General features: G+C 69.2%; 19 protein-coding genes. All 19 read right to left on the reverse strand.

Annotated elements, in window-relative coordinates; all coding sequences use genetic code 11:
* Window positions 1-2 precede the first annotated feature (2 nt).
* A complete protein-coding gene (locus RBS60_RS05900; protein WP_307956599.1) occupies window positions 3-671 on the reverse strand; it encodes a hypothetical protein in 669 nt (222 codons plus the stop codon).
* Window positions 664-4,197 carry a DNA polymerase III subunit alpha gene (gene dnaE / locus RBS60_RS05905; RefSeq protein WP_307956600.1) on the reverse strand — a complete coding sequence of 1,178 codons (3,534 nt, stop codon included), beginning with the start codon at window positions 4,195-4,197 and terminating at the stop codon, window positions 664-666. Before dnaE ends, RBS60_RS05900 begins: the two co-directional genes overlap by 8 nt.
* Window positions 4,198-4,297: 100 nt before the next feature.
* Complete coding sequence (locus tag RBS60_RS05910; protein WP_307956601.1) at window positions 4,298-4,912, reverse strand: hypothetical protein; 615 nt, start codon at window positions 4,910-4,912, stop codon at window positions 4,298-4,300.
* A gap of 62 nt (window positions 4,913-4,974) precedes the next feature.
* Window positions 4,975-5,907 (reverse strand): RluA family pseudouridine synthase, encoded by a 933-nt coding sequence (locus tag RBS60_RS05915; protein WP_307956602.1) that lies wholly within the window; start codon window positions 5,905-5,907, stop codon window positions 4,975-4,977.
* Window positions 5,900-6,487 carry a signal peptidase II gene (gene lspA / locus RBS60_RS05920; RefSeq protein ID WP_307956603.1) on the reverse strand — a complete coding sequence of 196 codons (588 nt, stop codon included), beginning with the start codon at window positions 6,485-6,487 and terminating at the stop codon, window positions 5,900-5,902. Before lspA ends, RBS60_RS05915 begins: the two co-directional genes overlap by 8 nt.
* 71 nt (window positions 6,488-6,558) lie before the next feature.
* A complete protein-coding gene (locus tag RBS60_RS05925; RefSeq protein ID WP_307956604.1) occupies window positions 6,559-7,224 on the reverse strand; it encodes a DivIVA domain-containing protein in 666 nt (221 codons plus the stop codon).
* Window positions 7,225-7,362: 138 nt separating this feature from the next.
* The gene (locus tag RBS60_RS05930; RefSeq protein ID WP_307956605.1) at window positions 7,363-7,650 is read right to left on the reverse strand and encodes a YggT family protein; all 288 of its coding nucleotides are present in this window, start codon (window positions 7,648-7,650) and stop codon (window positions 7,363-7,365) included.
* Between the two features lie 13 nt (window positions 7,651-7,663).
* On the reverse strand, window positions 7,664-8,179 hold the full coding sequence (locus RBS60_RS05935; protein ID WP_307956606.1) for a cell division protein SepF: 516 nt from the start codon (window positions 8,177-8,179) through the stop codon (window positions 7,664-7,666).
* Window positions 8,180-8,260: 81 nt separating this feature from the next.
* Window positions 8,261-8,980 (reverse strand): YggS family pyridoxal phosphate-dependent enzyme, encoded by a 720-nt coding sequence (locus RBS60_RS05940; protein ID WP_307956607.1) that lies wholly within the window; start codon window positions 8,978-8,980, stop codon window positions 8,261-8,263.
* Window positions 8,973-9,698: a polyphenol oxidase family protein gene (locus RBS60_RS05945; protein ID WP_307956608.1), complete on the reverse strand. Its 726-nt coding sequence runs from the start codon at window positions 9,696-9,698 to the stop codon at window positions 8,973-8,975. The genes RBS60_RS05940 and RBS60_RS05945 overlap by 8 nt, the downstream gene beginning before the upstream one ends.
* The gene (gene ftsZ / locus RBS60_RS05950; protein WP_307956735.1) at window positions 9,695-10,924 is read right to left on the reverse strand and encodes a cell division protein FtsZ; all 1,230 of its coding nucleotides are present in this window, start codon (window positions 10,922-10,924) and stop codon (window positions 9,695-9,697) included. Before ftsZ ends, RBS60_RS05945 begins: the two co-directional genes overlap by 4 nt.
* A gap of 192 nt (window positions 10,925-11,116) precedes the next feature.
* Complete coding sequence (locus tag RBS60_RS05955) at window positions 11,117-12,055, reverse strand: cell division protein FtsQ/DivIB (RefSeq protein ID WP_307956609.1); 939 nt, start codon at window positions 12,053-12,055, stop codon at window positions 11,117-11,119.
* Between the two features lie 274 nt (window positions 12,056-12,329).
* Entirely contained in the window at window positions 12,330-13,796 is a 1,467-nt protein-coding gene (gene murC / locus RBS60_RS05960) for a UDP-N-acetylmuramate--L-alanine ligase (protein WP_307956610.1), read from the reverse strand.
* The gene (gene murG, locus RBS60_RS05965; RefSeq protein ID WP_307956611.1) at window positions 13,793-14,947 is read right to left on the reverse strand and encodes an undecaprenyldiphospho-muramoylpentapeptide beta-N-acetylglucosaminyltransferase; all 1,155 of its coding nucleotides are present in this window, start codon (window positions 14,945-14,947) and stop codon (window positions 13,793-13,795) included. The genes murC and murG overlap by 4 nt, the downstream gene beginning before the upstream one ends.
* Complete coding sequence (gene ftsW / locus RBS60_RS05970) at window positions 14,944-16,404, reverse strand: putative lipid II flippase FtsW (RefSeq protein WP_307956612.1); 1,461 nt, start codon at window positions 16,402-16,404, stop codon at window positions 14,944-14,946. Before ftsW ends, murG begins: the two co-directional genes overlap by 4 nt.
* A gap of 3 nt (window positions 16,405-16,407) precedes the next feature.
* Entirely contained in the window at window positions 16,408-17,964 is a 1,557-nt protein-coding gene (murD, locus tag RBS60_RS05975) for a UDP-N-acetylmuramoyl-L-alanine--D-glutamate ligase (RefSeq protein ID WP_374049243.1), read from the reverse strand.
* Complete coding sequence (gene mraY, locus RBS60_RS05980) at window positions 17,964-19,073, reverse strand: phospho-N-acetylmuramoyl-pentapeptide-transferase (protein WP_307956614.1); 1,110 nt, start codon at window positions 19,071-19,073, stop codon at window positions 17,964-17,966. Before mraY ends, murD begins: the two co-directional genes overlap by 1 nt.
* Window positions 19,070-20,575: a UDP-N-acetylmuramoyl-tripeptide--D-alanyl-D-alanine ligase gene (gene murF / locus RBS60_RS05985; RefSeq protein ID WP_307956615.1), complete on the reverse strand. Its 1,506-nt coding sequence runs from the start codon at window positions 20,573-20,575 to the stop codon at window positions 19,070-19,072. The genes mraY and murF overlap by 4 nt, the downstream gene beginning before the upstream one ends.
* Window positions 20,572-22,248, reverse strand: coding sequence for a UDP-N-acetylmuramoyl-L-alanyl-D-glutamate--2,6-diaminopimelate ligase (locus RBS60_RS05990; protein WP_307956736.1), 1,677 nt, complete (start codon window positions 22,246-22,248; stop codon window positions 20,572-20,574). Before RBS60_RS05990 ends, murF begins: the two co-directional genes overlap by 4 nt.
* Window positions 22,249-22,251: the final 3 nt, after the last annotated feature.

The raw sequence follows: 22,251 nt of genomic DNA on the forward strand, positions 1-22,251 counted from the left end.
CGTCACTCGCGGGGCGGCGCCCACCAGAGGGTCGTGAGGGCCAGCACCATGAGGGCCACGACGCACGGCCACACGGCGAGCGAACTCACGGCCTGCAGGCCGAACGCCGACTCGGCCACGGACGCGCTCACCCCACGTGCCCCGAGGACTCGCCCGAGCCCGAGTCCCGTGCCCCACGCCGCAAGGGATCCGAGGACGCTCCCCGCGAGGGCGGCAAGGCCGCGATTCGGCAGGCCGGTGCGGCGGCGCGTCACGGCGAGCACGACGGCGATCGCGAGTCCCGCGATCAGGCCGAGCCCCGCGAACACGAGATCCCGCTCATCCCACGTGGCGTACTCGGTTCCCAAGCCGTAGAGGAGGCCACCGGGTGCGGCGACTGCCCAGACGGTCCCGAGGACGAGCCCAGCGAGGACCGGGAACACCGTCCACCTCAGGAGAGAACGGCGTTCATCTCTGGAGCCGCCCTGCCGGGGGTCGGGTGCGGCGCCGGGCACGAGGCCGGGCACGGGCCCGGACAGGGTATCGGGCACGAGAACCCGCGCGGCAGCGGACTCAGAGGCGCCCTCGGGCTGCGGAGTCGCATCAGGAACCGGAGTCGCATCCGGCCCACCTGCATCGGGCCCAGCTGCATCGGGACCGGCCGCATCCGGCACTGGGGTCGCCTCAGGCATCGAGGCACGCTGGGCCGAGGAGGACCTTGAGGTCACCGAACAGCGCCGGGTTGGGGTTGACGCGCAGGTGCACGCCGAGCCGCATGACCTCGATGCTGCGCGTCCCCTGGAGCCTCAGCTGTACCTCGTTGTGGCCGGGGTGGGTCTTCAGGACATCCCCGAGCTGGGTGACCACACGCTCGGTGGCCTTGTGGGTGGGCATGCTGATGACCACGGGGCCGCCGGTCGCGTCCGAGAGGTCGGGGACGGTCAGTTCCATCGCATTGAGGGTCACCGCGCCGTCATCCCGCCGCTGGAGCCGCCCCTTGACCACCACGATGAGGTCCTCGGCGAGGATCGCGGAGATCGGGCCGTACACCTGGCCGAAGAACATGACCTCGATCGACGCTCCGAGGTCTTCGATCTCCGCCCGCGCGTAGGCGTTGCCGCTGGACTTGGCGATGCGCCGGGAAAGCGACGTGATCATACCCGCGATGGTGACGATCGCGCCGTCGCCCGGACCCTCATCCGCGATGAGCGTGTTGATCCCGGCCTCCGCGTGCTGCGAGAGCACGCCCTCGAGCCCTTGAAGCGGGTGGTCCGAGACGTAGAGGCCCAGCATGTCCCGCTCGAAGGCGAGTTTGTCCTTCTTCTCCCACTCGGGGAGGTCCGGGACCTCCACCGCGAGACCGGCGCCGGGGTCGCCCGCCGCGTCCCCGAAAGCGCTGAAGAGGTCGAACTGGTTGTTGGCCTCGTTGCGTTTGAGGGTGATGACGGCGTCGACGGCCTCCTCATGGATCATCGCGAGGGACCGGCGCGCGTGGCCGAGGGAATCGAAGGCGCCGGCCTTGACCAGCGACTCGATGGTGCGCTTGTTGCAGACGACGGCCGGGACCTTCGTGAGGAAGTCGGAGAACCCCGCGAAGGCGCCCTTCTCCTCGCGTGCACCAACCATCGCGTGCACCACGTTCGCCCCCACGTTGCGGATGGCACCCATGCCGAAGCGGATGTCCTTCCCGACCGGGGTGAAGTTGAGGGAGGACTCGTTGACGTCCGGCGGGAGGACCGTGATGCCCATGTGCCGGCACTCGTTGAGGTACATCGCCGACTTGTCCTTGTCGTCGCCCACCGACGTGAGCAGTGCCGCCATGTACTCGGCCGGGAAGTGCGCCTTGAGGTACGCCGTCCAGTACGAGACCACACCGTAGGCCGCCGAGTGGGCCTTGTTGAACGCGTAGTCGGAGAACGGCAGGAGGATGTCCCACAGGGCCTTGACCGCGGCGTCGGAATAGCCGCGGTCGCGCATGCCGCCCGAGAAGCCCTCGAACTGCTTGTCCAGCTCCGACTTCTTCTTCTTGCCCATCGCGCGGCGCAGGATGTCTGCCTGGCCGAGCGAGTAGCCCGCGACCTTCTGTGCGATGGCCATGACCTGCTCCTGGTACACGATCAGGCCGTAGGTCGTGTTGAGGATGTCCCGCAGGGGCTCCTCGAGCTCGGGGTGGATCGGGGTGATCTCCTGCTGCTTGGTCTTGCGCAGCGCATAGTTGGTGTGGGCGTTCGCGCCCATCGGACCCGGGCGGTAGAGCGCCAGGACGGCGGAGATGTCCTCGAAGTTGTCGGGGCGCATGAGCTTCAGGAGTGAGCGCATAGGGCCGCCGTCGAGCTGGAAGACGCCCAGGGTGTCGCCACGGGCCAGCAGCTCATACGAGGCGGCGTCGTCGAGCTCGAGCCGCTCGAGGTCCAGGTCGATGCCCTGGTTGGCCTTGATGTTGTCGAGGGCATCCGTGATGATCGTCAGGTTCCTCAGGCCGAGGAAGTCCATCTTGATCAGGCCGAGGCCCTCGCAGGTCGGGTAGTCGAACTGCGTGATGACCTGGCCGTCCTGCTCTCGGCGCATGATCGGCACGATGTCGATGAGCGGGTGCGAGGACATGATGACGCCGGCCGCGTGCACGCCCCACTGGCGCTTGAGGCCCTCGAGCCCGGTGGCCGTCTCGAAGACGCGCTGCGAGTCGGCGTCCGTGCGCAGAAGCTCCCGCATCTCCTCGGCCTCGCCGTACCGCTTCGCCTCGGGATTGTGGATGTCGGCAAGCGGCATGCCCTTGCCCATGACGTCCGGCGGCATGGCCTTCGTGAGCCGCTCCCCCACGGAGAACGGATAGCCGAGCACGCGCGAGGAGTCCTTGAGCGCCTGCTTGGCCTTGATGGTGCCGTAGGTGACGATCATGGCCACGCGGTCGTCGCCGTACTTCTCGGTCACATACTTGATGACCTCGGAGCGGCGGCGATCATCGAAGTCGACGTCGAAGTCCGGCATCGAGACGCGGTCCGGATTGAGGAAGCGCTCGAAGATGAGCCCATGGGCGAGCGGGTTGAGGTCGGTGATGCGCATCGCGTAGGCGGCCATCGACCCAGCGCCCGAGCCACGGCCCGGCCCCACGCGGATGCCGTTGTCCTTGGCCCAGTTGATGAAGTCCGCGACCACGAGGAAGTACCCGGGGAAGCCCATCTGGGTGATGATGCCGATCTCGTATTCGGCCTGCTTGCGGACCTCGTCCGGAATGCCCGCGGGGAACCGGTAGTGCAGTCCGCGCTCGACCTCCTTGACGAACCACGACTCCTCGTTCTCCCCCTCGGGGCAGGGGAAGCGGGGCATATAGCTGGCCTTGGTGTTGAACCCCACGTCGCAACGCTCCGCGATGAGCAGGGTGTTGTCGCAGGCGTCGGGGTGGTCGCCGAAGATCGCGCGCATCTCGGCCGGAGACTTGAGGTAGAACTCGTCCGCGTCGAATTTGAAGCGCTTCGGATCCGCGAGGGCCGAGCCGGACTGGACGCACAGAAGCGCCGCGTGGCTCGAGGCGTCCTCGGCATGCGTGTAGTGGAGGTCATTGGTCGCGACAAGCGGGAGGCCGACGTCCTTCGCGAGCTTGATGAGGTCCGCCTGCACGTTCCGCTCGATGTCCAGGCCGTGATCCATGAGCTCGCAGAAGAAGTTGCCCTCGCCGAAAATGTCCCGGAACTCCGCGGCGGCCTCGCGGGCCTCCCTGTACAGGCCCAGGCGCAGCTTCGTCTGGACCTCGCCTGAGGGGCAGCCGGTCGTCGCGATGAGACCCTTGCCGTAGGTCTGCAGGAGATCCCGGTCCATGCGGGGCTTGTAGAGGTACCCCTCGAGCGAGGCGAGTGAGGACATGCGGAAGAGGTTGTGCATGCCCTCGGTGGTCTCGGCCCACATCGTCATGTGCGTGTAAGCACCGGCACCGGAGACGTCGTCGCGACCGCCCTCGCCCCACCGCACGCGGGTCTTGTCCTGGCGTGCGGTGCCCGGCGTCAGATAGGCCTCGACCCCGACGATCGGCTTGATGCCGGCGTTGTTGGCCTTGTTCCAGAAGTCGAACGCCCCGAACACGAACCCGTGGTCGGTGGTCGCTAGGGCGTTCATGCCCAGCTCCTCGGCGTGGCTGAACAGGTCCCCGAGCCTCGCCGCGCCGTCGAGCATCGAGTACTCGGTGTGGTTGTGGAGGTGGACGAAGGAACCGCTGGAAGTCACCGCACCAGTTTAGGCGCCGCCCCACGAGGGTGCGGGGAGACACGACGGCGGCCCGCGCCGTCGCGCCTTCAGCCCGCCTTGTGCTCAACCCGCCGTGCGCTCAACCCGCCTTGCGCCTGAGCAGGCTCGCCGCGGCGATCTGCTCGCCGAGATAGAACACGGCGGGCACCACGTCGCCGGTGCGTGCGAGCACGGCTCCCGTCCCGGTCGCGAGGAGTCCGACGGCGGCCGCCTCCCTCCGGTGGCCCCGCATCGACCAGAGGGCTCCCGCGAGCGAGCCGAGGGCCACGACGTGGAGCCACGCATACGTTCTGAAGGGCCACAGGGCGCCCCTGCGGGCCGCGAACCACTCAATGTCGGAGGTCCGCGTGGCGATCTCCGAGACGAAGAGCGGCGCTCCCGCGAGGAGGGCGCTCGCTGCGACCGCGACGAGCTTCTTGGCGCGTCCGGCCGGGAGCGCGAGCGCCAAGCGCGCGAAGGCGGCTGGGACTGCGGCCGTGCCCGCCGCCGCCAGATGTTCGCCGAGCACCCACTGGACCCGGCCCGCCTTCAGCAGTTCGAGCCGTTTGGCGGCGTCGGGCTCGGTGTAGACGCGGGGAATCGGAGCGATGCCGATCAGCCAGACCCCTGCGGCGCCTATGGCTGTCTTGGCCGCTCGGCGCACCGATGGGTCCTCCTGACCCAGCGGGCTGGCCACGTCTGAGGCGCGTCCCATCATGCTCCCTCCGCCGTCAGCGTAGGGCCCGGCGCCCGGAGCGGTCAACGCGCCGAGCAGACCTACACGCGCCCCTCGCGCAGAGCATCGAGGGCGTACTCGAGGTCCGCCGGGTAAGGACTCACAGCCTCAACGCGCTCCCCCGTGCGCGGGTGCGCAAAGGCGAGCCGGTAGGCGTGGAGCCACTGGCGCGTGAGGCCCAGATCCGCAGCGAGGCGCGGATCCGCGCCGTAGGTGAGGTCCCCGGCGCACGGATGGTGCAAGGCTGAGAAGTGGACGCGGATCTGATGGGTCCGGCCGGTCTCAAGGTGGACCTCGACCAGGCTTGCCCGCCCGAAGGCTTCGAGGACCTCGTAGTGCGTCACGGAGGGGCGGCCGTCCTCGACCACGGCGAAGCGCCAGTCGTAGCCCGGGTGACGGCCGATCGGGGCGTCGATCGTCCCCTCGAGCGGGTCGGGGATCCCCTGGACCACCGCGTGGTAGACCTTCTCGACCGTGCGCTCCTTGAACGCCTGCTTGAGCAGCGTGTAGGCGTGCTCGGTCTTGGCCACGACCATTGCCCCGGAAGTACCCACGTCCAACCGGTGCACGATCCCCGCCCGTTCGGGGGCCCCGGACGTGGAGATGCGGTAGCCGGCTGCTGCGAGACCCCCGACCACCGTGGGGCCGACCCAGCCGGGTGACGGGTGGGCGGCGACGCCTACCGGCTTGTCGACGACAACGAAGTCCTCGTCGTCGATGAGGATCTCGAGTCCGTCCACTGTCTCCACCACTACTTCCAGAGGGTCACGCGTCTCCGGCCGCTCGACGACGAGCTCATCCCCGGCGCCCAGCTTGGCCGACTTGGCCACGGCCTTGCCGCCGAGCTGCACGTGCCCGCCGGACAACAGTGCCGCCGCTGCGGAGCGTGAGAGCCCGAGGAGCTCCGCGAGCACGGCATCCGCCCGGGCCCCGGTCAACGCTTCCGGGACGAGCAGGTGCTCGGATTCAGTCATGCTCGCCTTCGGTGGATGCCCCATCCTGCGGCGCGCCGTCGGGCGGCGTGCTCTCGCGCCTTTGGCGCGTGCCATCCGGCGAGAGTCCCATCAAGGTGAGAAGGCACACGAGCACGACGCCGCACACGACGGCGGAGTCGGCGACATTGAAGATCGCGAAATTCGGCAGGGAGATGAAGTCCACGACGTGGCCCATGCCGAAGGAAGGTTCACGGAGCAGCCGGTCCGTCAGGTTCCCGAGGGCTCCGCCGAGCACGAGCCCGAGCGCGACGCCCCACCACAGCGAGCGAACCTTCCGGGAGTAGATGACGATGCCCACGGACACGACGGTCATGACGATCGTGAAGACCCAGGTCACACCCTCGCCGATGGAGAACGCAGCGCCCGAGTTACGGATGTAGTACCACTGCAGCAGCGGCGGGAGAACGGGGATCCGCTCTCCCTCGACCATGGTGCTCGTGACCCACAGCTTGGTCAGCTGGTCGCCGATGTAGGCGACAACCGCGATGAGGGCCAGGAGCACGACGGCGCGTCGTCGCCGCCCGGGACTGGCCTCGGGGGCGTCAGGCGTAGTGTCCATACTTCTTTCCGGTGGCAACGCAGGACCGGCGGCCGCCTGAGGCAGCCGCCGGTCCTGCGGACTGAGGGTGATCAGACCTCGGCGTTGTCGGAGATATCGGCCGTGGCGACGGAGCCCCGGGCCTCGAGGTCGCGGAGCTGCCCCTCGATGTAGTTCTTGAGGCGCGAACGGTAGTCACGCTCGAACCCGCGGAGCTGCTCAACCTTGCGCTCGAGCACCGAGCGCTGCTGCTCGAGGGCGCCGAGCGTCTTGCGGGACTTCTCCTGGGCGTCGTTGACGAGGCCGCTTGCCTCGATCTGGGCCTCAGCGATGATCTTGTCCCGCTGGTCCATGCCGTCCTGGACGTGCTTGTCGTGCATCTGCTGCGCCATGGCGAGGAGGCCGGCGGCGGACTCGGCGGCCGTTGAACGGCCGCCCGCGGCCTGAGGACCGGGGGCAGCGGACGGCGCGATGGGCGCCGCCTGGGTCGGCGCGGGAACCTCGGCGACCTTGGCGGGGGCCGGTTTGGCCTCCTCGCGGACCTCCGGGGCTGCCGGCTTCTCGGCAGCCTGGGGCGCGCCCTCCTTGCTGGAGAGCTCGGCGACCTTCTTGCGGAGCTCGTCGTTCTCCTGATTAAGGCGGCGGAGCTCGATGACGATCTCGTCGAGGAAGTCGTCTACTTCGTCCTGGTCGTAGCCCTCGCGGAACTTCGTCGGCTGGAACCGCTTGTTGACAACGTCTTCTGGCGTCAGAGCCATCTGCTCACCTCTTGGGTCTCAATAGATCGGGCAGCGTCCGCCACCGTTACTACCGTATCTGAATTGTTACCTGCTGCTCCACTCGCCCACTTGCCTGAGGTGGCGGACGGGTGTTCAGCGGACTACTCTGCCACGAACCTACGCGAGATTCGTAACGACCGCCATAGCGATCACCACGACGATGATGAGAACGATGAAGGCCAGGTCAAGGCTCATCGCACCAAGCCGCAGTGGCTTGAACCATCGCCGGGACAGTTTCATGGGCGGATCGGTCACCGAGTACACGGCACTTGCGGCCACGAGGGCCGCGCCCCTCGGACGCCACGACCTCGCGAACGACTGCACCCAGTCGAACACCAGACGGGCGACGAGCGCGAGGAAGAACAGCTCAAGGAGCAGGTACAGGACGGCGAACAGGATGCCCATGGGTCTCCGCGGATCAGCTCTGGTTGAAGAAGGTTGCCTGGGTCTCGGTGGCCTTCTTGTCCTCACCGAGGACTTCGATGTTCGACGGCGACAGCAGGAACACCTTGTTCGTGACGCGTTCGATGCTCCCGTGGAGGCCGAACACGAGCCCCGCGGAGAAGTCCACGAGGCGCTTCGCGTCTGCCTCGCCCATATCCGTGACGTTCATGATCACAGGGATTCCATCCCGGAAGTTCTCGCCGATAACCTTTGCATCATTGTACGAGCGCGGATGCACGGTGGTGATCTGGCGAAGTCCGCCGTCGTCGCGCACGGCGGCGGCCCGCTTGATAGGTGTCACGGGAGCACGATACTCCTCAACCTCGGCAGGGGCCGCCTCGCGGGTGGCCAGCACCGTGCGGCGTTCTTCGCGCTCTGTGTGCACCGGCTGTTCCTCTTCTGTCCGTGCGTGGTGTGTCTCGGTCTCGAACTGCTCGTCGCCGTCCGCCAGACCGAGGTAGATCATCGTCTTGCGCAGAGCGCCAGCCATGCTCGACTCCTTTCCTCGGGCCGGTCGGTGTGCAAACGCAACGCCGGATCACTCGGCCCAGAAGGTCCCGGCACTTTGAAGCTACCCCACCGCTGGACGCGCACCGAGGACATCGGTGCCAATCCGCAGGTGTGTCGCACCGGCGGCCACGGCCGCCTCGAGGTCCTGGCTCATCCCGGCCGAAACCATCGTGGCGGCCGAGAACCGCGCCCTCATACCCGCCGAGACCGCCATGAGACGCCTGAACGCCGCCGCCGGGTCGGCGCCGAGCGGTGCCACGGCCATGACCCCCGCGATCTTCAATCCGGGCGTGTCGTCGATGAGCTGCGAGAGAGCGGGCACCTCGGCGGGGAGCGCTCCCCCTCGTCCGGGAGCGGCCTCGGGGTCGAGGTTGACCTGGACCAGGCACGCAAGATCCTGAAGCCCTGCCGCGGCTGCCGCCTTGCCGAGGGCGCCGACGAGCGACGATCGGTCGATGGAGTGGATGACGTCCGCGTAGCGGACCACGCTCTTGGCCTTGTTGGTCTGCAGCTGTCCGATGAAGTGCCACGTGAGCGGCAGGTCCGCGAGTTCCGCAGCCTTTGCCGAGGCTTCCTGATCGCGGTTCTCACCGACATCGGTGACCCCAAGCTCGGCGAGCAGCCTCACATCGGACGCAGGATGGAACTTGGTCACCACGATGAGCTCAGGCTCGTCAGCACGGCCGGCGGCCTCGCACGCGGCCCGGATGCGTTCCCGGACCCGCGTCAGATTCGCCGCGAGCTCGGCCCGACGTCCCCCGTTTCCGATGTGCTCAGCCATGGCTCCACGCCACACCCGCAATGCGGCCGACGCCGGGCTCGCGCCGATGGGAGAAGAACTCGCGATGCTCGTAGGTGCAGGCCTCGGCGTCTCGGTGCACAGCGACGCCTGCGGCGTCTAGCTGGGACCTGACGCCCGCCGGAAGGTCGAGCGAAGGGGTCCCCCAGCTCGTCGTGGCCGCCGTTCCCGGGACGATGCGGTTGACCTCGTCGCGCATCTGCTCGGGCACCTCGTAGCAGCTGCCGCAGATGCTGGGGCCCAGCCACGCCTCAAGACCTCGGGCACCAGCATCTCTGAGCTGGCCGACCGCCTCTGGCACGACTCCTGCGGCCAACCCCGGTCGGCCCGCGTGCACTGTGGCCAGCGCAGGGCTGCCGTCCTCGAACTCTCCGACGATCACGATCGGGACACAGTCTGCGACCATCACCGCGACCGGCTCACCACGGGACAGGAGCGCATCCGCGGTCGGACACTGATCGACGCCGGCCCACGCCGTGTCACGGCCGTGCACCTGGCTCATGTACTGGAATGACGGCACCCCCGCCGCAGCGGCGAGGGACTCCCGGTGGCGCTTCACGGCGTCGTCATCAGTCCCGACGTGGAACGCGAGGTTGCCCGCGGCGGACTGCGTGAACGCGACGGTGACGCCGGGACGGACATCCCGGCGCCACCAGAAGAGATTCTCGGCCTGCGGACCCTCGACGGAGCCGTCGCTCACTTGAGGAAGTCGGGCACGTCGAGGTCGTCGTTGCGGTTGCCCGACAGGTCCGGCTCGACGACGGCGGGGAGCTCGACGTCGAACCCACCGTCCGCAGGCAGGCCCGTGTGGCCCTGGCTCCACTGGCTCAGCCCGGCGTGCGACGCGACCGGCTGAGCAGGACGCGGCGCCAGGGGCGATCCGCCGTTGCCTGCCGCCGCTGCGTGGGGTGCGGCGGCGGGGGCCGGGGGTGCCGGCACCTGCGCGGCCTTGACGTCCTCGAGCGAGGGCGACGTAGCCTTGACGTCGTCGAACCCCGCCGCGATGACGGTCACGCGCGCCTCGTCGCCGAGCGCGTCGTCGATCACGGCACCGAAGATGATGTTGGCCTCGGGGTGCGCGACCTCCTGGACGAGTCGTGCGGCCTCGTTGATCTCGAAGAGGCCGAGGTCGCTGCCGCCCTGGATGGAGAGCAGGACGCCGTGGGCACCATCGATCGAGGCCTCGAGGAGCGGCGAGGCGATCGCGAGTTCTGCGGCCTTGACGGCACGGTCCTCGCCCCGGGCGGAGCCGATGCCCATGAGGGCCGAGCCGGCGCCCTGCATGACGGACTTGACGTCCGCGAAGTCGAGGTTGATCAGGCCCGGGGTGGTGATGAGGTCGGTGATGCCCTGGACACCGGAAAGCAGCACCTGGTCCGCCGACCGGAAGGCATCCAGGACGGAGACGTTGCGGTCACTGATGGAGAGCAGGCGGTCGTTCGGGATCACGATGAGCGTGTCGACCTCGTCGCGCAGCGCCTCGATGCCGTTCTCGGCGCTCGAAGCACGGCGGCGGCCCTCGAAGGTGAACGGGCGGGTGACGACGCCGATCGTCAGGGCGCCGAGGCTGCGGGCGATGCGGGCAACGACGGGTGCGCCCCCGGTGCCCGTGCCGCCGCCCTCGCCAGCAGTCACGAAGACCATGTCGGCCCCGCGGAGGACCTCTTCGATCTCGTCAGAGTGGTCCTCTGCGGCCTGGCGGCCGACGTCGGGGTTGGCGCCGGCGCCGAGGCCACGGGTGAGCTCGCGGCCGACGTCGAGCTTGACGTCCGCGTCACTCATCAGCAGCGCCTGGGCGTCGGTATTGATGGCGATGAACTCCACACCTCGCAGACCGACTTCGATCATGCGGTTGACTGCGTTCACGCCACCGCCGCCAATGCCGACGACCTTGATGACGGCCAAGTAGTTCTGCGGTGCTGCCACGTTGAGTGTCCCTTGTTCGAAAGCCTGCTGGTTCTGCAAAAGCTTGGAGTCCACAACCTTAACCTTCAACTTGAGGGTTATAGTTATGTCAAGTAGCTCTTAGGAAGACGGTATGGGGCGCCTTCGGGGCGCGCAACGACCGTCGAGGCGTGTCGCGCCATTGCCCCGCTCGCTCTCTCTGGGTCTCACCCCTCAGTGCGTCACCGGGTGACGCGGGGTGCTGACATCGAAGACCTGCGGAGGAGCCTGCCCCTTCACGGGGGACTCGGCCGCCTTCATGAGGGCCGAGAGGACTCTGGCCTTGAGCTCGCGGTCATCGGCATTCCCCCACAGTACCGTGCGACCATCCGACAGCTTGAGCTCAACAGAGTCCGCCGACTGGGCCGAGGCTGTCGCGAGCTTGCCCAGAACATCGGCCGGGAGGGCCGCGAGCACAGCCGTCACGGCCCGGAACACCGACTGGCCCATGGGCATGGCTGAGCCGTCGATCACCGGCACCGCGTACTGCGAGAGGTCGGCGGCCTCACCGAGGACCACGCCGTCGCCGTCCACGATCAAGAGCTTCTTGTCCTGTTTCACGAGAGCCACGGGCACGCGTTCCGCGATCTGGACCACGAGCGTATCGGGCGGCACAGCCCGGGATTTGACACTCTTGACCTCGACGAACTGGCCCAGGAGCCTCGCGACGTCATCACTTCCCACCGTGGCCAGCGGCCTGCCCCGGAGGGGGGCGAGGGCGGAATCGATCCGCTGCACCGGAAGCAGATGGGTGCCCTGGACGGTGATCTTGCGCACCGCGATGAGCGGCGTGAAGAGAAGCATCGCGAACAGCCCCGCCACGACGGCCACGGCGGCGATACCTCCGATCAGCACGTGCCGACGATGGCGCTTCGCCGGGGGCTCGGGGAAGGCGAGCACCTCGGCCGATCCCGGGCCCTCGGCTGTCTGGCCGCCGGTGCCCCGCTCCACCGTGGCTTTCCCTGTGCCGCGGCCGAATCGGAAGCGGGGGCCTTCGCGTTTCCGCGACCTCTCTGGCTCGTGTGTGGACGCGTCGGGCGTTCCCGCGGCACTCGCGTCCGTCGGCGCTCCTCGCCCGTCGACGCCGTCCCGCGCGGTGCTGAGCAGCGTCACCTTGGCTCCGTTGCCGACCGTCACCCGACCGCCCAACGGCGACCGGGCGGCGTCGCCCGCCGTTCGTGCGGCCGCTGGAGGGCCAGTCTGATCAGAAGCCGTGCGCGATCGGTCGGAAGGCACGCCGAACCGGTCCGCGGCACGCTCGGCCGGCTCGGTCAGGTGCTCCGACCCCGAGCCCTGCTCCTGCGTGCGCCGTGCTTGGGTACCCTGGGGAGCCGCACCGCCGGGGCGCGGCTGGCGAGGCACCCTCGGGACTCTGGGCACGCGTCCGCTAGGAGTCATGCGGAGCCTCACGGCTGGCGGCGACAGCGGCATCGGACTGGTCAACAGCATCGGAGGAAACAGAATGACCGGCCTTCGCGGCAAGGGCCTTCAGGATCTCGGGGCCCTGGAACGTGACATCGCCGGCGCCGACCGTGAGCACGATGTCGCCGGGCTGCGCCGCGGCCGCGAGCTCTGCGACGGCGGTCTCGGCGCTGGCCGCGTAGGAACCCGCCGGAAGGTGCGCGGTCACTAGCTCGCTCGTCACGCCGGGGATGGGGTCCTCGCGCGCGGGATAGATGTCCATGACACGGACCGTGTCAGCTCCTGACAGGGCATCGGCGAAGGCTGCCGCGAACTCGCGGGTGCGGGAGAACAGGTGGGGCTGGAAGAGCACGTGGACACCGTGGCCACCGGCGACGGCGCGGGCTGCGGCGAGAGCGGCTCGCACCTCGGTGGGGTGGTGGGCGTAGTCGTCGAAGACGCGGACGCCGCCCACCTCTCCCTTGAGCTCGAAGCGCCTGGCCGCACCGGAGAAGTCGGCGAGGGACGCGGCGGCACGTTCGGGGTCCGCACCGGCGTCGACCGCCGCGGCGAAGGCCCCGGCGGCGTTGAGCGCATTGTGGAGCCCGGGGACACGCAGGGGAAGCACCGAGGTGCGGCCGTCCCACAGCACCTCGGAGCCGGCGGGATCGAAGCGGAGGCGCACGTCGGCGTCGCCCGCAGTGCCGTACAGGAGCACACGCGGAGCGCCCTCATGGCTACGGAGGCCTTCGGCCACGGCGCGGGCGCCGGGATCGTCGGCGCACGCGAGGACGAGCCCGTGCCGGGGCACGAGCGCGGCGAACTGGTCGAACGCCTCGTGGACAGCCTCGGCGGTCCCGTAGTGGTCGAGGTGATCGGCTTCGACGTTGGTGATGATCGCGGTCACCGGCCGGTAGTTGAGGAACGAGGCATCGGACTCGTCGGCTTCGGCGACGAAGATGCCGCTCTCCCCCGCGGCGGCGTTGACACCGAGTGCCGGCACGTTGGCGCCGATGGCGAAGCTCGGGTCGAGGCCGGCCCCGCGGAGCATCCAGGTCACCATGGAGGTAGTGGTGGTCTTGCCATGCGTTCCGGCCACGGCGATGACGTGGTCTCCGGCCATGGTCGCGGCGAGGGCCTCTGAGCGGTGGAGAACCCGCAGACCGCGCGACGTCGCCTCGACGAGCTCGGGGTTGTCGGCACGGATGGCAGAGCCGCGCACCACGGTCTCCGCGTCGCCGAGGTTCTCGGCCGCGTACCCGACGGCGATCCGTGCGCCCAGCGTCGCCAGATCGGCCATGACGGGCAGGTCCTTCGCGTCCGAGCCGCTCACGGGAACGCCGCGGGCCACCATGACGCGCGCGACGGCGGACATGCCCACCCCGCCGATGCCCACGAAATGGACCCTGCCGAGCTCCTCGAGCCCCTCCGGAAGCGTCTCATTGGGGCTCATGCGCGTGTTCCTTCCTGAATCCTGCCCTCGGCTGCGGCAAGGGCCATCGCCGCCATCTGCGTGTCCGCGTCCCGGATCCCCTGTTCGGAGGCCCTGCGGGACATCTCGGCGAGCCTCTCCGGGCTGCCGAGCAGCGGCAGGACGGTGGCCTCGAGCCATTCCGGAGTGAAGTCCGCGTCGCGGACCATGACCGCGGCACCGGAGTCGACCAGCCCGCGGGCGTTGAGGGCCTGCTCGCCGTTGCCGATGGGCAGGGGGACGAAGACCGCGGGGAGTCCCACCGCTGCGACCTCGCACACGGTGCCCGCGCCCGAACGGCAGAGGATGAGGTCTGCGGCGGCGTAGGCCTCCTCCATGCCGTCGATGTACTCGACCTGACGGTATCCGGGGGCGCGCAACTGCAGGCCGTCCGGCCCGTTGACCGTCTTGCCCCGCCCAGTGATGTGGAGCGTCTGGATGCCGGCGTGGGCCATCGCGTCGAGCGAGGAGGCGATCGTCCGGTTGAGGCTTGCCGCGCCCAGCGAGCCGCCGGTGACTACGAGCGTCGTCGCGTCCGGATCGAGCCCGAGGCGCACACGGGCATCGTGCCGCGCCGCGGCGCGGTCCAGTCCCGAGATCTCGCGGCGCATGGGCATGCCGACCACACGGGAGTGCCGCAGTCTGGTCGCGGGGAACGCCTTGCCGACCCGTTGGGTGAAGGCGGCACCGACACGATTGGCGATGCCTGCACGCGTGTTCGCCTCGTGGATCACGATCGGCACGCCGCGCCTGCGTGCCGCGAGGTACATCGGGGTACACACGTAGCCGCCGACTCCCACAAGGACATCGGCCTGTGCCGAATCGAGGATGGCCTCAGACTGCCGGACCGCCTTCACGAAGCGCCCTGGAAGGCGCAGCAGGTCCATGGTGGGCCTGCGCGGGAGAGGCACACGGTCGATCACGGCGAGCTCGAATCCGGCCTCGGGAACGATCCGGGTCTCCATTCCGCTGGCCGTGCCGACGGCGAGGATGCGCGCGTCAGGTGATGCGTCGACGACCGCACGGGCAATAGCGAGCAGCGGGCTGATATGCCCGGCCGTACCGCCGCCCGCGAGCACGACGGAGGGTCCGGAGGACTCGGCCGGGGTCCCTGCGGGATCCTCGAGGGTCATGGGTTGGTCGTGGCCTTCCGTTGTGCGTGGTTGGTGCCTCTGCTCTGGGCTGTGCTGCTCCGACCCGCAGCATTGCGCGAGCTGGAAGCACTGCTGGGGCTGGAGGCACTGCTGGGGGTGGCGGCCCGGCTCGTACTGCCAGCCTTGCTCGGGCGCGCGGCCCGGCCGGCGACCGGCGCGGCCGCACTCGCTTTGGGTCTGCGGTCCGGGGCTACGGCACCCTTCCGGGGCGCCCTCGCCTTGCGGACTTTCTCCCGCATGCGCCGTGTAGGACGCATGTCCTCGCGGGCCAAGGACAAGACTACGCCGATGGCGCACAGGCAGCTCACGAGGGCCGAGCCACCCGAGGAAATGAACGGCAGCGGAACCCCGATGACCGGGGCGATGCCCGTGACCATGGCCATGTTGAGCGCTGCCTGGCCGAGGATCCAGGCCATGATGGTGCCGCCGAGGATTCGGGGGAAGAGCTCTCCCTGCCTGGACACGACGCGGAACACGGCGACCGCCAGCACCGCGAAGAGCCCGAGCACCAGCAGGGTCCCGATGAGCCCGAGCTCCTCGCCGAGCACAGCGAAGATGAAGTCGTTCTGGGCTTCCGGGAGCCAACTGTACTTCTGGCGGCTCTGGCCGAGGCCCACCCCGAACCAGCCGCCGGAGGCGAGTCCGAACAGGCCGTTCTGCACCTGGTAGGTGAAGTCACCGCCATCGGCGGTGCAGATGTCGGGGGTCTGCCCGACCCACGCGTAGAGGCGGCACATGCGGTTGGGACTCGTGATCGCGAAGCCGATCGCGCCGAGGGCGAGGAGCAGGCCGGACGTCACGAACAGCCTGGTCGGCACTCCGGCGTAGAAGAGGGCACCGACCACGATGAGCAGGATGATGAGGGTCGTCCCCAGGTCGTGCCCCAGGATGACGAGGCCAGCCACGCCGAGCCCCACGGGGACAACGGGGATGAGCGCATGGACCCAGTTGTCCATGAGCTTGGCCTTCTTGTTCAGGATCGTGGCCATCCACAGGGCCAGCAGGAGCTTGGCGAACTCGGACGGCTGGAGGCTGAAGCCGCCGATGTCGATCCAGTTGCGGTTGCCGAGCACGCGGCGCCCCACGAGTTGGACGAGGGCGAGGAGAACCATCGTGACGCCGATCCCGGGCCACGCGAGGCGCTTGAGCCAGCGCACGTTGATCCGGGAGAGGACGAGCATGCCCACGAGGCCAAGGGCTCCGAAGAGCCCCTGCTTGAGTGCTGCGGTGTACGGGCTGTCCCCGGCGGCGATGCTCTCGACGCTTGAGGCCGAGAGCACCATCATGATGCCGATGGCCGTGAGCGCCAGAGTGGCACCGAGGATGAGGTAGTAGCTCGTGCCGCTGCTCGCTGAATCGATGCGCACGATCCGCCGCCAGAGGCCAGCTGCCGCTCGCAGGGGCGCTGGGGGGGTCCGCTGCGCCGTGCTGGCCATGTCCTACTCCTCGGTCGTCTCCCGGGCTGCCGCAGCCCGCGCAGCCTCGGTGAAGGCCGCCCCACGCTCGGCGTACGAGACGAACTGGTCCATCGAGGCCGCTGCGGGCGCCATGAGCACCGTGTCGCCCGGCTCCGCGTGGGCGGCGGCGAGTTCCACGGCCCGCGCCATGATCTCGCGTCCAGTCAGGGATCCGCCTGCGGGCTGGTCGTCACCAGTCTGACCCGCATCCACGGGGAAGACCGGGACATTCGGCGCGTGTCGCGCGAGCGCTCCGGCGAGCTCTGAGCTGTCCAGACCGATCAGGACGACGGCGCGCAGCCTTCCCGCGTGCCGGGAGACGAGCTCGTCGTACGCGACGCCCTTGGAGAGGCCACCGGCGATCCATACGACATGACCGAAGGCGGAGAGCGAGGCCGATGCGGCATGCGGATTGGTCGCCTTGGAGTCGTTGACCCAGACCACTCCCCCTGCCGCGGCGACCGGCTGGATGCGGTGGTCGCCCGGGTGGTAGGCCTGCAGTCCCGCCTTGACTGCGGCGGGCTCCACTCCGTAGGCACGGACAAGCGCAGCCGCGGCAAGCGCGTTGGCCACCATATGCCGCGGCGCAGAGGGACCAAGGTCCGTCAGCGCGCCGAGTTCGGCAGCGTGCTCGCGGCGTTCCTCGATGAAGGCACGATCGATGAGCAGCCCGTCCACGACCCCGAGCATGCTCACGGCGGGGGTTCCGGTGGTGAACGCGACGGCGCGGCAGCCCTCGATGACGTCTGCGTCCTCGACCATCCGCTCGGTCTCGATCTGCTCGGCGTTGTAGATGCACGCCTTCTGGGTGTTCGCGTAGACCTTGGCCTTGTCCGCGAGGTAGCCCTCATAGGAGCCGTGCCAGTCGACGTGGTCCTCGGCCACGTTCAGGACGACGGACGCAACCGGCGAGAGGGAGTTCGCCCAGTGGAGCTGGAAGCTCGAGAGCTCGACGGCGAACACGTCGTACTCGACGGGTTCGCGGAGCGCGTCGAGGATGGGCTTGCCCACGTTGCCTACTGCGACGGCCGTGAGGCCGGCTGCCCGCAGCATCGACTCTGCCATGCCGACCGTCGTCGTCTTGCCGTTCGTCCCGGTGATCGTGAGCCAGTCCGCGGCCTTCTTCCCTCGGCGGCTCCGCAGGCGCCACGCGAGTTCGACGTCGCCCCACACCGGGATGGCCCGGCGCGTCGCCTCCGCGAGCATGGCCTGGTCAGGCCTCCACCCGGGAGAGGTCACGACGAGGTCCGGCTGGGCGCCGTCGACCGCAGGAACATGCTCGACGGCGTCCGGGCCGAGCAGGACGTCCTGGGCACCGACAATCCGGAGGGTTTCCGCCTGCGCTTGGGTCCGCTCAGTCACCGACGCGTCGACGACCACGACGCTGGCACCGAGTTCGATGAGCGTGTCCGCCGCCGCGAAGCCAGAGACGCCGATGCCCGCGACGACGACCCGCAGGCCAGACCAGTCGGCGTCCCACGATGTGAGCGACGCCAGCCGGGCTGCGGTCTCCGCCGATGCTGAGGAAGATTTCCCGATCACAGCCCTGCCACCCACTCTGCATAGAAGACGGCGAGCCCGCCTGCGACGCAGAGGCCGGAGACGATCCAGAAGCGGACCACCACGGTCACCTCTGCCCAGCCCTTGAGCTCGAAGTGGTGCTGGAGCGGCGCCATCTTGAACAGCCGCTTGCCCCTGGTTGCCTTGAAGTACCCGACCTGCAGGATCACCGACAGCGTGATGACCATGAACAGCCCGCCGATGATGACCAGCAGCAGCTCCGTGCGGGACAGGATCGCGAAGCCCGCGATCGCCGCGCCGATCGCGAGGGAGCCCGTGTCACCCATGAAGATCTTGGCCGGCGAGGTGTTCCACCACAGGAACCCGACGAGGGCCGAGCTCATGATGGCTGCCAGAAGGGCCAGATCCAGCGGGTCACGCGAGCCGTAGCAGACGGATCCGATGACTCTGGCGGACCCGCAGGCCTGATTGCTCTGCCAGATCCCCATGAGCGTGTAGGCGCCGAAGACCATGATCGACGCACCGGCAGCAAGTCCGTCGAGCCCGTCGGTGAGGTTCACTCCGTTGCTCGCGGCCGTGACGATCAGGTTGGACCAGATCACGAACAGGATCGCTCCCAGGACGGTGCCGCCGAAAGCGAGGTTCAGCCACGGGATGTCCCTCAGGAACGAGATGTGGGTCGAGGCAGGGGTCAGACCGCGGCCATCGGGGAACTGGAGCGCGAGCACCGCGAACACGACGCCCACGAGACCCTGCCCGATGAGCTTGGCCCGGGCACTCAGGCCGAGGCTGCGCTGCTTCGAGATCTTGATGAAGTCGTCGAGGAAGCCCACGATTCCCATGCCGACCATCAGGAACAGCAGGAGGGCTGCGGTGATCGTGGGTCCAGTCGATGCCGGGTTCAGGAGCCACAGGACGAGGTGCGTGAGGTAGTACGCAACCACCGAGGCGAGCACGAACACTGCACCGCCCATGGTGGGGGTTCCACGCTTGGTGTGGTGGCTCGTGGGGCCGTCGTCGCGGATGAACTGCCCGTAGCCTCTGCGGACCAGCAGACGGATAAAGAGCGGGGTCCCGACCAGCCCGAAGACAAGCGCCAGACCACCGCCGATCAGCAGTGCGATCACGTCAGCTCCGTTCCTGAGTGTGGCGTTGACCCGTCAGCTGCCGCCAATGCTATCCGATCGCCGAGGAGTCCCAGCCCGACGCCATTCGAGGATTTGACGAGGACCAGGTCCCCTGGGAGGAGCTCCGACTCGAGCAGTGCGTATGCAGCGTCTGCGTCCTCGACGAAGGTGGTCTCGTTGCCCCAGGAGCCTTCGTTGACCGCAGAGACGTACAGCGCGCGCGCCTCCCGCCCGACCACGACGAGGCGGTCGATGTTCAGGCGCACCACGAGGGTTCCGACCGCGGTGTGGGCCGGGATCGACTCGCTGCCGAGCTCGAGCATCGCGCCCAGGACAGCCCACGTGCGCCGGCCGCGGCCGAGGTCGGCGAGGGCCTGGAGGGCGGCGCGCATCGACTCGGGGTTGGCGTTGTAGGCATCGTTGATGACCGTGACGCCGTCCGGGCGTTCCGTGCGCTGCATGCGCCAGCGGCTGCCGGGGCCCTGCGCCGAGAGGGACTCGGCGATCTGCGGCACCGGGATCCCGGCGGCGTGCGCGGCGGCGGCGGCGGCGAGGAGGTTGGCGGTGTGGTGGGCGCCGATGAGGCGGCTCGCCACGTGGACGGGCGGCTCCGAGCCGATGGCGAGGTCGAACACCGGTGACCCACCGGCGTCGACCGTCGCGCCGTGCGCAGCCACCACTGTGCCGCGCTGGCTGGCCTCCCCCGCCGCCTCTGGGTGTGACGTGAAGAAGACGAGCTTCGCGCGCGTGCGGGGCTCCATGGCTCTGACGCGGGGATCGTCCAAATTGATGACGGCGGTCCCCGCGGGCGAGAGGGCCTCGACGAGTTCGCCCTTGGCCGTGGCGATGTTCTCGACGCCGCCGAACTCGCCGGCATGGGCCGTTCCGACGAACAGCACGACGCCGATGTCCGGCTTCACCATCTCCGCAAGGTAGGTGATGTGGCCGATCCCTGTGGCGCCCATCTCGATGACGAGGTATCGCGTGGACGCATCCGCGCGGAAGACCGTGAGCGGGACACCGACCTCGCCGTTGTACGAGCCCTGGGGGGCCACGGTCGATGTCGCCGAGGCCGATCCGGCTGAGCTCGAGCGGAAGATGCCAGCGAGGAGGTCTTTCGTGGTGGTCTTCCCCGCGGAGCCGGTGATGCCCACGACCGTGAACTCCTCGCCGCGTTCCGCACGCGCCGAGCGGATCCGGTCCACGGCCGCCTTCGCGAGCGCGCCCATAGCGAGAACGGCGTCCGGTACGACGACGCACGGGTAGGCCGCGCCGTCGTCATCCGTCACCTCCCGCTCGCAGAGCGTCAGGACGGCCCCGCCGGCGAACGCTGCGCCGATGAAGGCGTGGCCATCGGCGTGCTCGCCCGGCTTGGCAACGTACAGCGAGCCGGGCCCGACCTCGCGGGAGTCGGTCACGACGTTCTGGGGGACGATGGCGGGGTCCGCGACCAGCCGCCCGCCCGTGATCTCGGCGATCTGCGCCGCTGTGAAGTCAATCATTGCGCTTCGGACTCTAGTGCGCCCGGGCCCTCAGACGGGAATCCCGGCGCGGCGGGAACCACGGGATAGCCGTGGTCCACGAGGGCCTGACGCAGTTCGGTCCGGTCGTCGAGGGCGATGTTGACGCCCTTGACCTCTTGGAAGACCTCGTGCCCACGGCCCGCGACAAGGATCACATCTGAGGGCTCGGCGAGGGCCACTGCGTGGCGGATGGCCTCCGCGCGCGGGTGGACCTCATCGATCCGCCGGCCCAAGCCGTGCTCGGCGTCCTCAGCACGGGCCCCGGCAGTGACCTCGGCCCGGATGGCGGCGGCGTCCTCGTCGTGCGGATCGTCATCGGTCACGACGATGACGTCCGCGCCGCGCACGGCCACCGCTCCCATGACTGGCCGCTTCCCCTGGTCGCGCTGGCCGGTCGCCCCGAAGACGACGACGACGCGCCCCGCCTTGTCCGCGGGTCGCACCGCAGCGAGGGCGCGCTCGAGCGCATCCGGGTTGTGGGCGAAGTCGACGATTGCGGTCGGCGCGGTCCCGACGAGCTGCATGCGCCCCGGAACCTCGAGCGTGAACGGGTCGGCCGCGTCGAGTGCCCCTTGGACCTCCGCCGGGGACACTCCCGCGGCGATCACGAGGAGCGCTGCGAGGGCAGCGTTCGCCACATTGAACGCTCCAGGCAGGCCCGTGCGCATCCGGAGCACGTCACCCCCGCGGTGGTGGAGCTCGAAGGCGGTGCCCACTCCGGAAGGCGTCATCGCGGCGACCGTCCAGTCCGCGTCCTCGACCGCGCCGGTGCTGAGAGTGGTGGCCGGAATCGGCGCCTCGGCCGCGAGGCGGCGGCCCCACTCGTCGTCGACCGTCACGACGGCGCGCCCTGCCCGCCCGGGCGTGAACAGCTCGGCCTTCGCCGCGTAGTACTCGTCCATCGTCCCGTGGAGGTCGAGGTGGTCCTGGGTGAGGTTGGTGAAGCCCACCGCGTCATAGCGGACCCCGTCGATGCGGCCGAACTCGATCGCGTGCGAGGAAACCTCCATCGAGGCCGCCGTGACGCTCCGCTCGCGCATGAGGGCAAGCAGGGCGTGGAGGTCGGTGGACTCAGGCGTGGTGAGCCGGCTCGGGATCGCCTCGCCGCCCGCGGAGATCTCGATGGTTCCGATGAGGCCCGTGCGGTGCCCTAGGGCGCGCAGGAGGGAGTTCATGAAGTAGGACGTGGTGGTCTTGCCGTTCGTTCCGGTGACGCCGAGGAGCAGCATGCCGGCATCCCCTGCACCGGCGCGCGGCGTGCCGTAGATCCGCGCGGACACCGGGCCTACCGCCGAACGCGGCCTGTCGATCACGAGCACCGGCACGCCCTCGAGGGACTCGGCGAGGGCGATCTGGCGCGCGCCCTCCTCGTCAGTCAGCACGGCGACGGCGCCGGCGTCGACCGCCGGCCGCGCGAAGTCGGCGCCGTGGCGGGACGCTCCGGGAAGCGCGAAGTAGAGGTCGCCAGGCTGCACGGCACGCGAATCGAGGCTCGCACCGGTCACCTGATCCGCGCTCTCGAGTCCGGTGGTGGGCACGCCGACGAGCGTCGCGATCTGCGTGAGCGGAACAGGCTCAACGTGGGTTGGCCTGATGGCCTGTTGACTGTCATGCTGCGCGTCCCCGGGGGGCACGCTCCTGCCCGAGGGCATGGG

Source organism: Sinomonas sp. ASV486 (assembly GCF_030908215.1).
Classification (GTDB): Bacteria; Actinomycetota; Actinomycetes; order Actinomycetales; family Micrococcaceae; genus Sinomonas; species Sinomonas puerhi.

What these genes read in the sequence shown, in the direction of transcription:
- ftsW (WP_307956612.1), bottom strand. Translation starts at nt 16,404, where the DNA reads ATGGCCAGCACGGCGCAGCGGACCCCCCCAGCGCCCCTGCGAGCGGCA.
- RBS60_RS05935 (WP_307956606.1), bottom strand. Translation starts at nt 8,179, where the DNA reads ATGGCTGGCGCTCTGCGCAAGACGATGATCTACCTCGGTCTGGCGGAC.
- lspA (WP_307956603.1), bottom strand. Translation starts at nt 6,487, where the DNA reads ATGGACACTACGCCTGACGCCCCCGAGGCCAGTCCCGGGCGGCGACGA.
- RBS60_RS05930 (WP_307956605.1), bottom strand. Translation starts at nt 7,650, where the DNA reads ATGGGCATCCTGTTCGCCGTCCTGTACCTGCTCCTTGAGCTGTTCTTC.
- RBS60_RS05940 (WP_307956607.1), bottom strand. Translation starts at nt 8,980, where the DNA reads ATGGCTGAGCACATCGGAAACGGGGGACGTCGGGCCGAGCTCGCGGCG.
- murG (WP_307956611.1), bottom strand. Translation starts at nt 14,947, where the DNA reads ATGACCCTCGAGGATCCCGCAGGGACCCCGGCCGAGTCCTCCGGACCC.
- RBS60_RS05925 (WP_307956604.1), bottom strand. Translation starts at nt 7,224, where the DNA reads ATGGCTCTGACGCCAGAAGACGTTGTCAACAAGCGGTTCCAGCCGACG.
- murC (WP_307956610.1), bottom strand. Translation starts at nt 13,796, where the DNA reads ATGAGCCCCAATGAGACGCTTCCGGAGGGGCTCGAGGAGCTCGGCAGG.
- RBS60_RS05910 (WP_307956601.1), bottom strand. Translation starts at nt 4,912, where the DNA reads ATGGGACGCGCCTCAGACGTGGCCAGCCCGCTGGGTCAGGAGGACCCA.
- RBS60_RS05915 (WP_307956602.1), bottom strand. Translation starts at nt 5,907, where the DNA reads ATGACTGAATCCGAGCACCTGCTCGTCCCGGAAGCGTTGACCGGGGCC.
- RBS60_RS05990 (WP_307956736.1), bottom strand. Translation starts at nt 22,248, where the DNA reads ATGCCCTCGGGCAGGAGCGTGCCCCCCGGGGACGCGCAGCATGACAGT.
- RBS60_RS05900 (WP_307956599.1), bottom strand. Translation starts at nt 671, where the DNA reads ATGCCTGAGGCGACCCCAGTGCCGGATGCGGCCGGTCCCGATGCAGCT.
- murF (WP_307956615.1), bottom strand. Translation starts at nt 20,575, where the DNA reads ATGATTGACTTCACAGCGGCGCAGATCGCCGAGATCACGGGCGGGCGG.